Here is a 12,514-nt window from a genome sequence, read left to right as displayed (position 1 = left end):
TATGTACACATACAGCGCGAAAGACAATGTATTTTGTCTGAATGAACTGAAATTCCGCTACATTGAGGCGGGTACATGGCCGGATGATGGTATCGAGGTCAGTCAGGCCATTTTTAATGAATTTGCAGGTAATGAACCCCCCACAGGAAAAATGCGTATTGCTGGCTCTGATGGCTTACCCGCCTGGGGTGATATTCCTCCGCCCACACCAGAGGTATTACGGCGCTGGGCAGAGCAGGAAAAGTGGCAATTACTGCGAGCTGCTAATGAAAAAATCGATATCGGTCAGGATGCGGTTAATCTGAATATTGCCACAACTGCGGAAAAAGCAGCCTTAAACGCATGGCGTCGCTACCGGGTATTACTCAATCGTGTTGACTGTTCAGCCGCCCCCGATATTGACTGGCCGGAGCAGCCCGAATAATGCACTGGCAGCGTAAAACCCTGCAACTGTCCCCGGATTTATCGGGGCTGTCTGCCGCTATCGTACCTATACACCCGTTTATTTACGGTATCGGGCAGCAGACCGACAGCGGCAGCTATTTAAGCCCGACCAATGCCATTGAGACGCTGGCGACTAAACTCACGGGGGCGGGCCATATCAATAGCCTGATACTGATGGTCTGCGCCAAAACTCACGCGGAATTTATGCAGCACCTGACACAGTTTTCAGCGGTGCTGCCATTGCCCGCATTGGCGCAGGTCAAACGGATGGCAAAGACGGCAGAAAGTCTGTCCACGACCAAAATGCAATTGCCGGGCAAGCTGGGCGGCGGGTTACCGCTGCCGCAACCCTTATCCACCGCAACCAGCCGTCAGGCAGTCAATGCACAATTAATCGCAAAAGCCAACGCGCAGGCCAGCGCGAGCAGCAGTATCGCTGGGTTAAAATCTCAGTTAACCGCGTTGACCGCCGCCCGGCAATCGGCGTTACAGCACGTCACCGAGGCCATAAATGGATTGGCAGGAAAATCAGCCACGGTCTGGACGTTCTCCGGGACAGGGAACGGCGCACATGTGGCAGAAAAATTACGTAAAAATATCCCCGAACCGGACGCCGTGTACACACTGGCCGTGCTGTTTGCCGGGGACGATCTTCGCTCATTAGAAAGGATGCTACACCATGAGCCAAATTATCACTCTCGCCCTTGATGGCGAGGCCATTGCGTTAAAAAGCCTGACGGTCACGCCGTCCGTGATGTTTCAGGATCAAGACCAGAGCGGGCAGTCTTCCAGCACCGCTGTCGCCGAACAGGGAATTAAGCCGAAAGAGCTACGTATCACCGGCATTATTCCCTTTACCGAACAGAAAACCCTGTCGCGGCTGTTTGCACTGGCGGAAGCCAAAGACAATGGCAACCTGAAACGCTACCGGGTGGCGAATCTCACCGCACAGGCTATTAATTTTCGCATTGGCACGTTTACGGGCACGATAGATGCCAGCAAGGTGGATGGCAAACAGGCCTGGCAGGTCACGTTTACCTTGCGCGAGCATTTATCGGTGGCGGAGAAACGCGATGCCCGTGCCACGGGTTCCATTCAGGCGAAAAAACAGACCGGACAGGGCGGCACAAAAGCCGGGGAAGACCCGGAGAAATTAAGCTGGTTCGAACGCGAGGTCTTAAAACCGATTAACGATGGCATCGGAGGCGCAAGCGAATGAAACCCATCCAGCGCCTCTACTTATCCGGCGATGAAGTGCATGTGGTTGATGCCAATCTGATGCTGGAACTGTCATCCTGTGGCCGGGGCTTTATCACGGCCGAAACCACCACCGATTACACCGGGAAACTGGTGCGCCTTGATGTGGGTTATACCGATTTGGTGCTGCGCTGGTTTACCGGGTATGTGGAACGCGCACAGCCTGCCCAGAACGGCTATCAGCGCCTGTTTGTGCGTGAACTGGTCGGCGTGTTTGATAAAGCGTGGCCATGTTCGTTTCAGCACCCGACGTTACGCCAAATAGTCAACTGGTTGCAGGCGCACAGCGGCCTGACGTTCACGCTACCGGATGCGCCGTATACGGATAAACCCATCCCGCACTATACCCATAACGGCACGGGCTATCAGCTATTGGGTAGTCTGGGCCCACTTTTTGCTATTGACGATTACATTTGGCACCAATTGCCGGATGGGTCGGTCTATCTGGGCAGTTGGGCGCATTCGATGTTTGCTAAAAAGCCTGTCGACATTCCGAATGAATTCAGCCAGAGCCAGTCAGCAGGCAATGCCATGACCATTCCCATGATCCAATCCCTGCGCCCCGGTTTTGTGGTCAATCAGCAGCGGCTGACCAAGGTCAATCTGTTAAATGAAAACATGAGTATCACATGGCAGCCGAAAGGCCAGACGGAGAACAAAACCCCTGCCCAGCGCCAGATTGATGCCGCTTACCCTGAACTCTCTGCCGGGTTACATCTGCCCAAACTGGCCCGGATTGAAGCCCATACCGAAAACACCGCCAGTGGCGATATGTCTGACCCGTTCCGCCCGCGTTATGCCGTTGATGTGCAACTGCTGGATGCTGACGGCAAAGATGCGGCTGCCCCGGTTTATCGTGCCGTTCCCCTGCCGTTGCCGATGGCGGGCAGTGAATCGGGGATGTTTCAGTATCCGCCTATTGGCACCGTGGTTGAAATTGCCTTTGAAGGCGGGCGACCCGATAAGCCCTTTATCCGCCAGACGTTAAGTCAGGGCAACACCCTGCCGGATATCCAGCCCGGTGAACAATTGCAGCAGCAGCGGGCGGAAGTCTCACAGCGGGTGACACAGGAAGGGAGCTGGATACGTCAGACTGACCAGACCATTAACGAATCGTCCATGCACCGTGAAATCAAGGCCGATACGGAAACCCGCACCGTAGTGGCCCGTGATACCACGATTCAGGCTACGGATAAAACGCTGGTGTTAGGCACATCCACCTTACTGGCGGGCGCTGTTCAGCAGGTGGCGCAGGGGGATTACAGTCTGGCCACATCCAGTAATTCCCTCGCCAGTGTGGGGAAAAATGCCACTATCGACGTGGGCCAAACACTGATAGAGAAAATCGGCCTGCTGAAACAGAGCATTGCCGGAGTCAAACAGGAAATCGTTGCGCCTGTGGTCTGGGTGGGTAGCCCGCAAATTAACGTGATGACCCTGATGTTAGAGACACTGGATGTGGTGAAGGAACTGGCGGAACTGACCGCCGCCCATAGCCATCACAATACCGGCACCCCGCAGAACGCCAGTGCCATCCGAGGCACCGCCCATAAATCCGATGGGCTGAAACAGAAGTATTCGCCTGTTATTGGCTGAATATCGTTTATTTGTGTGATGTTTTGTACGCTATACCATAGGTTGATATTTAATGCTATAGGTATTAGACTGATGATGTCAGTTAAGGAATGTCGCGCTATAACTGAGGCCACCACCCTCGTATAGCTCAAAGATAAATACCCTGCTTAAGGGAAATGCAAAAAAACCAACCTCACCAGTTGGTTTTTTTTGTTTTTATCTACCTATCATTTTTATTGATTGAATGATATGAAAATGAACTTATAATTTATAGTTGTTAGTTAGGCAAGCGCACTGACCGCCGCTAAAGAGTGTTTGATATAGAAAAGGAACTCAGCATTTCGTAAATTTTGCGGAGTGTATCAAAGTCCTGACCGAAGTACGGGTGGTGCCGCTTCAGTGCCTCGGTCAGAGCGCGACATTCCTTAACTGACCGTGATGGAAGCTAGCCGGACAGGCAGCGTAAAGGCAATGGCTGGTTAAATCGTGCTCCTGCTCATAGGAGCGAACGGATGAAAGAGGTTATTAACACCACTATCATCGTTCTGAAAGCACTAATTGCGCTTTTAGAATTGATCCGTACATTTCTGAAGTAGAATAACGGAAACGTAGATAAGGCCATCGGGTTAACCACTCGGTGGCCTTTAACATTTCTGGCGCACCCTCAATAAAACGCCACCAGACGCACGCAACACCGTTCATTCCTTAATTTACTCCTCGTTATGGTTCATTTGGATCTGCGTTACTGTGTCGCGCTCACGCTGCACAATCCCCACGAAATAAACGTCAACCTGACGTAAAACGCACTACACCGCACCCGCCTGCACGTTTTGGATCAAAAAATTTTTTCAGTTTTCAAATCCTACAAAGCGAATCGCCAGAGCGCACCCGTACTGGCGCTGTGGAAAAAATCCCAAACTGAAAGGCGTGAAAAGATTTTCAGGGGATTTCAGTTTTTGGATCAAAAGCGGATCGCGGAAAAATATCAATGCATTGATATTAAAAGTAAAATTCTATTTTACGTGGAAAAGAAGATCACGGAGAGAAGCCGCTTGGCTACACCCAAGACAGGATAGATGCGGCTTATAAAAAATTATAAGATGAAATTTATGGAACTATTTTTCCAAGCACCCATTCATGCATGGGGCTACCATCTCTATCTGTGCCACTTGCGCAACCGAGTAATATCCATTTTTTCGTGGCTAATAATTTATTGATAGCAACTTCTTCATCAGGCCAAATTGAAGAAGAAAAAGTTTTTATCTCACTGACTTTATGTAGGGGGTTAGTTTCCATCATGACTCCTGTACGTTAATGAATGCAGAAAATCCCTGTCGCCATTTTATCGCCACTGACTTATAAAAACAAAAAAGCCACTTGTCTAAAAGTGGCCTAATGTGCTGATTTAACAGCTTAAATTTGGTGGCCCCTGCTGGACTTGAACCAGCGACCAAGCGATTATGAGTCGCCTGCTCTAACCACTGAGCTAAGGGGCCAGTGAAGTGGGGAGATTATACGGTACTGTGTGGCATTAGGTCTAGCCCCGAAAATTCATATGCGCGTTTTATATACAGAAATAAGTATCTTTTAACTGATTTAAACTATTCTTAAGCGCTATCAACTATTTTTTAGTGATATTGACTGTCTTTTTGATTAATTTCTCTGGTCATTTACTGACTTTTGATTATTGTTTGAACATTAAAATGTTCTCGGTCATGTTCTGTGCTTTCTGTAATTTCAGAACATATCTGTATTTCCCTATAAAAATATTTTGTGACTCAACAATATGAGCCTATCTAACTTATCAAATTCGGTTTTGTCCCATCGTAAACTGGAAGATTACTTTTTTTCATCAATCAGCCAAATTTATCGGCATATTGGAACTGGTATCCGGGTTTATGTAACTGGCGTTGAAACTAATTCATTAAATTTTTTACAGGTGATTGATGAAAATGATCAGATAGCAGAGGAACTGAAAGCAGCGATTCAGTTAATGAATGAGCAATCTGATGTACCTTTTCTGATTGTTGCTGTACAGGTACAGCCTGGTCATCAGGTTTTAGCGGTTATTGAACAGGCCGGGTTTGTGTTTGATCCTGATAGCATAACAACGGTTATGGAACTTGATTTAATCAACTGGCAGATAAAGGATGAGTATTGCGCTGAATATGAAATCAGGTGTGTTGATCATCGTTTATCTGATTGGGTTCTTCCGGTTAAAAGTGCATTTGAGACGGGTGATTATATCTCCGGACAGTATATGAAATGCCATCAGGCTGCGTTAATTGCCGGGAAATGCCTGCAACATTACGCCCTCTATGTCGATGAAAAGCCAGTTTGTGCTTTAACCCTATCAAGGCTCGATAATATTGTCCGTCTTGATGATATCAGTACAGTAAGAGAAAAAGTGGGGCGAGGATATGCTTCAGCATTGATTAACTATGTACTGAGTGAAGTTAGGAAAAAAGGCGTAACAGCTTGCTATCTGGAAGCTTCCGGTGAGGGTAATGGCGTGTATCGTCGCATTGGTTTTAAGTCGTTGTTTGAATGTCAGGCCTTTGTTCGTGAAAGCTAAAAACTCGTGAGCAATAAAAAAGCGCCTGTCGAAACAGGCGCTTTTTAGACTTATCAGTAAATATTTTGATTAGTCATCAAGGAAGCTACGCAATACTTCCGAACGGCTTGGATGACGCAGTTTGCGCAGAGCTTTCGCCTCGATCTGACGGATACGCTCGCGGGTTACGTCAAACTGTTTACCAACTTCTTCCAGTGTATGGTCGGTGTTCATATCGATACCAAAACGCATACGCAGGACTTTCGCTTCACGAGCAGTTAACCCTGCCAGCACATCGTGGGTTGCTGAACGCAGGCTTTCTGAAGTTGCAGAATCCAGCGGCAGTTCCAGCGTAGTATCTTCAATGAAATCACCCAGATGTGAATCTTCATCATCACCAACTGGCGTTTCCATGGAAATTGGTTCTTTGGCGATTTTCAGCACCTTGCGGATTTTGTCTTCCGGCATCAGCATACGCTCTGCCAGCTCTTCCGGTGATGGTTCACGCCCCATTTCCTGTAGCATCTGACGAGAAATACGATTCAGTTTGTTAATCGTTTCAATCATATGTACAGGAATACGGATAGTACGCGCCTGATCGGCGATAGAACGAGTAATCGCCTGACGTATCCACCAGGTAGCATAAGTTGAGAACTTATAACCACGGCGATATTCGAATTTATCAACCGCTTTCATCAGGCCGATATTACCTTCCTGAATTAAATCAAGGAATTGCAGACCGCGGTTGGTATATTTCTTGGCAATTGAAATAACCAGACGTAAGTTAGCTTCAACCATTTCCTTCTTCGCACGGCGGGCTTTTGCTTCACCAATTGACATGCGACGGTTGATATCTTTAACTTGATCAATTGTCAGGCCAGTTTCTTCTTCAATCTGACGCAGTTTTTGCAGACTGCGCATGATTTCTTCTTCAACTTCCGGCAGTTTGTCAGACCAAGGCTTGTTCATTGCTTTTGCAGCCGTGAACCATGTCTCAGTTGTTTCGTTACCGGAAAACAGAGTGATGAAGTTTTTCTTCGGCATTTTGCACTGTTCAACACACATCTTCATGATTTGACGCTCTTGAAGACGTACACGATCCATCATGGAACGCATGTTGTTGACCAGATAATCAAACTGCTTTGGCACCAGACGGAACTGTTTGAATACCTCGGACAGCATCAAAATTTCAGCGGCAGTGCTTGGATGGCTGCGGCCGTGGCTTTTTATTGACTGACGGGTAACTTCATATTGCTCACGCAATTCCATGAATTTTTGGCGAGCCAGCTCCGGATCGATGCTGTTATCATCGTCACTGTCAGTATCATCTTCACCGTCTTCATCTTCATCATCGTCATCGTCAAGCTCTTCCTGAGGAAGTTCAGAGCCAATGTGAGTAGCTGTCGGTGCAAGATCTTCTTCTGCGTTAGGATCAACAAATCCTGTAATCAGATCAGACAGGCGGCTTTCACCTGCTTCAACATGGTCATACTGTTCTAGCAGATAGGTAATAGCTTCAGGATATTCGGCAACGGAGCACTGTACTTGGTTGATGCCATCTTCAATGCGTTTCGCAATGTCAATTTCACCTTCACGAGTCAGTAGTTCAACTGTACCCATTTCACGCATGTACATGCGAACCGGGTCGGTAGTACGACCGATTTCTGACTCGACACTGGATAACACTTGCGCAGCTGCTTCTGCCGCATCTTCATCGGTGTCGTTCGTGTTTTCTGCCAACATGAGGTCATCGGCATCAGGTGCCTCTTCCATTACCTGGATGCCCATGTCATTGATCATTTGGATGATATCTTCTATCTGATCAGAATCGACGATATCTTCCGGCAGATGGTCATTGACCTCAGCATAGGTCAGATAGCCTTGCTCCTTACCTCGGGTGACAAGTAGCTTCAGCTGTGACTGCGGGTTTTGCTCCATAAGACAGTATCCACACTTCAGAGTATTGGTTGGTGTCAGTCGGCGAAACAAATATGCCAACAATAACATTCAGGGGGCATTTCGTTGTATTGCCACTGCCCTCAATAGCGGCAATTGTAGGGCTATCTCCCTACTTCATTCGGCACTTAAGCCGTAAATTCTGGATTCATTTTTTAGCGCTGGATTCAGAAATCAGCCAGACTTCTTTACGTTCTTCCGGTGTCAGACCTTCAGTTCTTTCTTTAGCCACCAAAAATTTAAAACGTTCTTCCAACGCTGATGCAAAAAGATGATTTAACGCATCACTAAACGTTTTTTCAGCAATTTCTTCTACTTGTATATCGTTCCATGCGGCGAGTTTTTCAAGCTGTTTTGCGTACTTATTATCGCGATATTGCTCCAAAAGTTGACCGGTTGTTAACCCCGGCTGAGCAAGGCATGTGTCGACAAGCTCCATAAATAGCGGTAATCCCGCTACCTGAGCAGAAAACATTCCCTGTAATGAAGGGACTAATGTCGCTAAATGCGGGTTCTGCACCAGTAATGCGATTAGTATGCGCATTGTCGTTGGTTTCAGTTTTAGCGCCTGATATGTATTGGTATCTTTTTTGACAAGTTTTGCCAGAGATCGTTCCAATTGTGTAGTATCAGGTATGCCCAGCAGTTTTCCAAGCTCCTTTAGCAGGTAAAGCCGCAATGCTTCGCCCGGAATCTGGCTAATTAGTGGCATCGCAAGTGAATTAAGTTTGGTTGCCCCTTCCGGAGTACTTAAATCAACCTGTAACAATAGTGAATCAAACAGAAATTCAGACAGAGTCAGTGCCTTTTCCATTCTCTGTTCAAATACTTCCCGCCCTTCTTTGCGTACTAGTGAATCTGGATCTTCGCCATCAGGCAAGAACATAAAACGTAATTGCCGGCCATCATTCAGATAAGGCAATGCTGTTTCCAGCGTCCTCCATGCGGCAGTACGGCCTGCACGGTCTCCATCGTAACAACAGATTACACTATCGGTTGTCCGGAAAAGTAGCTGAACGTGTTCGGCTGTCGTAGATGTCCCTAACGAGGCTACAGCATAATCAATGCCAAACTGAGCCAGTGCGACGACATCCATATAACCTTCAACCACCAATAACCTGGAAAGGGTATTGTGGCTTTGCTGTGCTTCATAAAGACCATACAACTGGCGGCCTTTATGGAAAATCTCCGTTTCCGGTGAGTTCAGATACTTGGGAAGTGCATCCCCCAAGACTCTGCCACCAAATGCAATGACACGGCTCCTGCGATCACGAATAGGGAACATAATACGTTCACGGAAACGGTCATAAGTGCGGCCGTTATCATTCGTGACCAGCATCCCTGCATCGCTTAACTGATTGCGGTCTTCGGTATTATGGGCAAACTGCTTCAGGACATTATCCCACCCCGCAGGGGCGAAGCCGATCGCAAAACGCTGAATAACTTCTTCACTGAGCCCGCGTCTGGTCAGATATTGCCGGGCGGCCTGTCCATTTGGTGTCGTCAGTGAACGCTGATAGAAGCTGTTTAGCTTATCCATCAACTGATAAAGATTTTGCCGTTGGTGACGTTCGATATGTCCGCCGCCTGAGCCTGCTTCGTAAGGGACTTCCAGCCCGTGCATTGTGGCCAGTTCTTCAATGGATTCGACAAAATCTAACCTGTCATAATTCATTAAGAAATCGATGGCATTACCATGGGCTCCACAACCGAAGCAATGATAAAACTGTTTGTCGCCATTAACAGTAAATGAAGGGGTTTTCTCATTATGAAAAGGACAACACGCCTGATGATTTTTACCTTTCTTTTTGAGAGGCACTCTGACATCAATTAGATCAATGATATCGGTTCTTGCTAACAAGTCATTGATAAATGCGCGTGGAATTCGTCCAGCCATAAGCCCTTTTACGCCTGTTGATGAACGAGAATAAGCCGCGCTTTCTCAGAGAAAGCACGGCCTTTAACTGCAGTAGTTTGTTAAAACAAACACTTTGCGGGCAGGCCGCAAAGATTAGTACAAACGAGTGCGACGTGCGTTTTCACGAGCCAGCTTTTTAGCGTGGCGCTTAACCGCAGATGCTTTAGCGCGTTTGCGTTCAGTCGTTGGTTTTTCATAGAACTCACGACGACGAACTTCTGCTAATACGCCTGCTTTTTCGCAAGAACGCTTGAAGCGACGCAGAGCTACGTCAAATGGCTCGTTTTCACGTACTTTAATTACTGGCATGTGCCTCTCACCTCAATAGAAATCGGGTTTGTCGCTGGCGTGATAGTGCCAGCCGTCTTTAAAATGGTGCGGAATTTTACTTCAATGAACACAGCTTTGTAAAGGGCTGTGGAAAATTGAAACACACAACGTCGCGGGTTATAGGTTGCCTTTTTGTACGCAAAACAAGCAATCTGAGCCGACGTTATTAACTTAACCACACTGGATATTCAAGTAGGGGACTGATTATAGACTAAACAGAGCAAAGAGTCAGCATGTAAATGGAATCTATTGTCTGTCATTGAGTTAAATATGTATAGCCGAAAACTATAGGGCCTATCTGAATAGTGGTTGTAAACAGATGTGGTAATAAATAGATAGTGATACACTGGCCTTTGCTTTAATTATTTGCTTTAACTACCGTGACGAGATAACAAGTACAATGCGAGTTTTAGGTATAGAAACGTCCTGCGATGAAACTGGAATCGCAATTTATGATGACAAATCCGGCCTGCTAGCCAATCAATTGTACAGTCAGGTAAAACTACATGCCGATTATGGTGGAGTTGTGCCTGAGCTGGCATCCCGTGATCATATCCGTAAAACAGTTCCTCTGATTCAGGCGGCGTTGAAAGAAGCGGGTCTGACAAGTAAAGATATTGATGCTGTTGCTTACACCGCGGGCCCCGGTTTAGTGGGAGCGTTGATGGTTGGAGCGACTATTGGTCGTTCACTGGCTTTTGCATGGGATGTCCCCGCTATTCCTGTTCACCATATGGAAGGGCATTTATTAGCGCCCATGCTGGAAGAGAATAAACCTGAATTTCCTTTTGTCGCTTTACTGGTTTCCGGTGGTCATACTCAGCTTATTAGCGTGACAGGTATTGGCGAGTATACTCTGCTAGGTGAGTCGATTGATGATGCGGCTGGTGAAGCTTTCGATAAGACAGCAAAATTACTGGGTCTGGATTACCCGGGAGGCCCTGTTCTTTCTCGTATAGCACAGCAAGGCAAAGCAGGGCGTTTTGTTTTCCCTCGTCCAATGACCGATCGTCCGGGGTTAGATTTCAGCTTTTCTGGTTTGAAAACGTTTGCAGCAAATACGATTCGCAATCACATCACGGGCTGTGATGTTGAACAGGATGAACAGACCAGAGCAGATATTGCTCACGCATTTGAAGAGGCTGTTGTTGATACTCTGGTAATAAAATGTAAACGGGCATTGGAGCAGACTGGCTTCAAACGGCTGGTTATGGCGGGAGGAGTAAGTGCAAACCGCACATTGCGTATCAGAATGCAAAATATGGCTGAAAAATTGCTCGGTGAAGTTTTTTACGCCCGCCCAGAATTTTGTACTGATAACGGGGCAATGATCGCATTTGCTGGAATGATCCGTTTGGCAAGTGGAACAAAGAACAATTTAGGCGTTACTGTGAAAGCCCGCTGGCCATTATCTGAGCTTCCTTCATTATAATATAAGCCAATACCTTTAAGGGATAAGGGTATTTAAAAAATTATCTGACTCAACAAGATAGAGACCAGCAGAACGAAAGTACTTATTAAGTCATAAAGTAATAAGGCGCTATTCAGGATTAAATGATATTTAGCCCTGAATAGCGCTTTGTTTCTACAAAAGTGAATAAAGGCTAAAGCACTAGCATTCATCTTTTCTTAAAACCGATACCCTACACCGACATTAAATCCATTGATAAAATTGTTTACTCCCTCGTTGCGCGATCCTCTGGGAGTATGTTTTGACCTAGTAACTTCATAAGCAAGATAAACACTAAAGTTTTTCACCGGATTAATTTCAATCCCTGCACCATAAGCAAGTTCATTAGTCTTTAGCGTTTCATCAGAGGTCGGTAAAATATCAAAACCACCAGAAGCAGCGGGATTAGCTCCACCAGTACCCACAGACCCATCATTAGTATCTATGGAGATTTTATGTGCACTATTTGTTACATGAGCAATACCAATTAGGCTATAAATACTCAGATAATCATTGATGCGATAGGCAGGGCCTACCATTAGGGAAAAGTATTTTGACTTAAACGCTACTGGCTGCTCAGATAGTGTGCTTTGATGAGTACCAGATGTAGGGTTTGTATATTTTACGACTTGGTTTGTGTTACCCCTCATGTGAGTGAATGTACCTATAATACTGACTGGCGAGTCCCATTCATAACGATAATGAATATTAACCCCATCAAGATAGGTATTAGCAGGCGTTGATATTTGACTATTTGAATATCCTATGCCGAAAGTCTGAGTATCAGCCTTGGCTAATGAACCATATATAAAGAAGGACATTGCCAGAGTTATTATAAGTGCTTTTTTTGTTACCATGATTATATACCTTTAGTGTTTTATTATCTGAGTCAAGTATAGATGATTTATAAAATAAACAAGTGAAAACTCATGGTTGTATAATTAATATTAACTTATATTTAATTCACGAAATTCATAAAGCATATCAATTTTTGCTGTTTGAATGTTTTATAGATAATTACGTTATATAT

Annotated in this window: 12 protein-coding genes and 1 tRNA gene; 7 read left to right on the top strand and 6 right to left on the bottom strand. The window is 46.0% G+C overall.

Annotated elements, in window-relative coordinates; translation table 11 throughout:
- Nucleotide 1 precedes the first annotated feature (1 nt).
- From AACX38_RS10575 to dinQ, 5 genes are all read left to right on the top strand, one after another.
- Nucleotides 2–424: a tail fiber assembly protein gene (locus tag AACX38_RS10575; protein ID WP_228864230.1), complete on the top strand. Its 423-nt coding sequence runs from the start codon at nt 2–4 to the stop codon at nt 422–424.
- Nucleotides 424–1,152 (top strand): hypothetical protein, encoded by a 729-nt coding sequence (locus AACX38_RS10570; protein WP_228864229.1) that lies wholly within the window; start codon nt 424–426, stop codon nt 1,150–1,152. Before AACX38_RS10575 ends, AACX38_RS10570 begins: the two co-directional genes overlap by 1 nt.
- Entirely contained in the window at nt 1,124–1,663 is a 540-nt protein-coding gene (locus tag AACX38_RS10565; protein WP_228864228.1) for a baseplate complex protein, read from the top strand. Before AACX38_RS10570 ends, AACX38_RS10565 begins: the two co-directional genes overlap by 29 nt.
- Nucleotides 1,660–3,297 carry a phage baseplate assembly protein V gene (locus tag AACX38_RS10560; RefSeq protein ID WP_228864227.1) on the top strand — a complete coding sequence of 546 codons (1,638 nt, stop codon included), beginning with the start codon at nt 1,660–1,662 and terminating at the stop codon, nt 3,295–3,297. The genes AACX38_RS10565 and AACX38_RS10560 overlap by 4 nt, the downstream gene beginning before the upstream one ends.
- A gap of 491 nt (nt 3,298–3,788) precedes the next feature.
- A complete protein-coding gene (gene dinQ / locus AACX38_RS20765; protein ID WP_370630631.1) occupies nt 3,789–3,872 on the top strand; it encodes a damage-inducible type I toxin DinQ in 84 nt (27 codons plus the stop codon).
- A 511-nt stretch (nt 3,873–4,383) separates the two neighbouring features.
- Here dinQ and AACX38_RS10550 read toward each other — a convergent pair.
- Entirely contained in the window at nt 4,384–4,572 is a 189-nt protein-coding gene (locus tag AACX38_RS10550; RefSeq protein WP_099125697.1) for a hypothetical protein, read from the bottom strand.
- 124 nt (nt 4,573–4,696) lie between these two features.
- A tRNA-Ile gene (locus AACX38_RS10545) sits at nt 4,697–4,772 on the bottom strand.
- 290 nt (nt 4,773–5,062) lie between these two features.
- On the opposite strand from AACX38_RS10545, the gene AACX38_RS10540 reads away from it, so the two are divergent.
- A complete protein-coding gene (locus tag AACX38_RS10540) occupies nt 5,063–5,851 on the top strand; it encodes a GNAT family N-acetyltransferase (RefSeq protein WP_228864225.1) in 789 nt (262 codons plus the stop codon).
- Nucleotides 5,852–5,920: 69 nt separating this feature from the next.
- Here AACX38_RS10540 and rpoD read toward each other — a convergent pair whose 3' ends face one another.
- The 3 genes from rpoD to rpsU form a co-directional block, all read right to left on the bottom strand.
- Complete coding sequence (rpoD, locus tag AACX38_RS10535; RefSeq protein WP_099123224.1) at nt 5,921–7,768, bottom strand: RNA polymerase sigma factor RpoD; 1,848 nt, start codon at nt 7,766–7,768, stop codon at nt 5,921–5,923.
- 166 nt (nt 7,769–7,934) lie between these two features.
- Nucleotides 7,935–9,683 carry a DNA primase gene (dnaG, locus tag AACX38_RS10530; protein WP_228864224.1) on the bottom strand — a complete coding sequence of 583 codons (1,749 nt, stop codon included), beginning with the start codon at nt 9,681–9,683 and terminating at the stop codon, nt 7,935–7,937.
- Nucleotides 9,684–9,797: 114 nt separating this feature from the next.
- Entirely contained in the window at nt 9,798–10,013 is a 216-nt protein-coding gene (gene rpsU / locus AACX38_RS10525) for a 30S ribosomal protein S21 (RefSeq protein ID WP_001144069.1), read from the bottom strand.
- Between the two features lie 421 nt (nt 10,014–10,434).
- Between rpsU and tsaD the strand changes: the two genes are divergently transcribed.
- Complete coding sequence (tsaD, locus tag AACX38_RS10520; protein ID WP_228864223.1) at nt 10,435–11,466, top strand: tRNA (adenosine(37)-N6)-threonylcarbamoyltransferase complex transferase subunit TsaD; 1,032 nt, start codon at nt 10,435–10,437, stop codon at nt 11,464–11,466.
- Between the two features lie 197 nt (nt 11,467–11,663).
- Here the strand turns inward: tsaD and AACX38_RS10515 are convergent, their stop codons facing one another.
- Nucleotides 11,664–12,341: an Ail/Lom family outer membrane beta-barrel protein gene (locus AACX38_RS10515; protein ID WP_228864222.1), complete on the bottom strand. Its 678-nt coding sequence runs from the start codon at nt 12,339–12,341 to the stop codon at nt 11,664–11,666.
- Nucleotides 12,342–12,514 lie beyond the last annotated feature (173 nt).

The organism is Xenorhabdus sp. PB30.3 (assembly GCF_963895965.1).
Lineage (GTDB): Bacteria > Pseudomonadota > Gammaproteobacteria > Enterobacterales > Enterobacteriaceae > Xenorhabdus > Xenorhabdus stockiae.
This window is presented reverse-complemented; position numbering and strand designations above follow the sequence as displayed.

Excerpts from the sequence above, each read along its gene's own strand:
- dinQ (WP_370630631.1), top strand. The coding sequence starts at position 3,789 with ATGAAAGAGGTTATTAACACCACTATCATCGTTCTGAAAGCACTAATT.
- AACX38_RS10540 (WP_228864225.1), top strand. The coding sequence starts at position 5,063 with ATGAGCCTATCTAACTTATCAAATTCGGTTTTGTCCCATCGTAAACTG.
- AACX38_RS10550 (WP_099125697.1), bottom strand. The coding sequence starts at position 4,572 with ATGGAAACTAACCCCCTACATAAAGTCAGTGAGATAAAAACTTTTTCT.
- AACX38_RS10575 (WP_228864230.1), top strand. The coding sequence starts at position 2 with ATGTACACATACAGCGCGAAAGACAATGTATTTTGTCTGAATGAACTG.
- AACX38_RS10565 (WP_228864228.1), top strand. The coding sequence starts at position 1,124 with ATGAGCCAAATTATCACTCTCGCCCTTGATGGCGAGGCCATTGCGTTA.
- rpoD (WP_099123224.1), bottom strand. The coding sequence starts at position 7,768 with ATGGAGCAAAACCCGCAGTCACAGCTGAAGCTACTTGTCACCCGAGGT.
- AACX38_RS10570 (WP_228864229.1), top strand. The coding sequence starts at position 424 with ATGCACTGGCAGCGTAAAACCCTGCAACTGTCCCCGGATTTATCGGGG.
- AACX38_RS10515 (WP_228864222.1), bottom strand. The coding sequence starts at position 12,341 with ATGGTAACAAAAAAAGCACTTATAATAACTCTGGCAATGTCCTTCTTT.
- rpsU (WP_001144069.1), bottom strand. The coding sequence starts at position 10,013 with ATGCCAGTAATTAAAGTACGTGAAAACGAGCCATTTGACGTAGCTCTG.
- tsaD (WP_228864223.1), top strand. The coding sequence starts at position 10,435 with ATGCGAGTTTTAGGTATAGAAACGTCCTGCGATGAAACTGGAATCGCA.
- AACX38_RS10560 (WP_228864227.1), top strand. The coding sequence starts at position 1,660 with ATGAAACCCATCCAGCGCCTCTACTTATCCGGCGATGAAGTGCATGTG.
- dnaG (WP_228864224.1), bottom strand. The coding sequence starts at position 9,683 with ATGGCTGGACGAATTCCACGCGCATTTATCAATGACTTGTTAGCAAGA.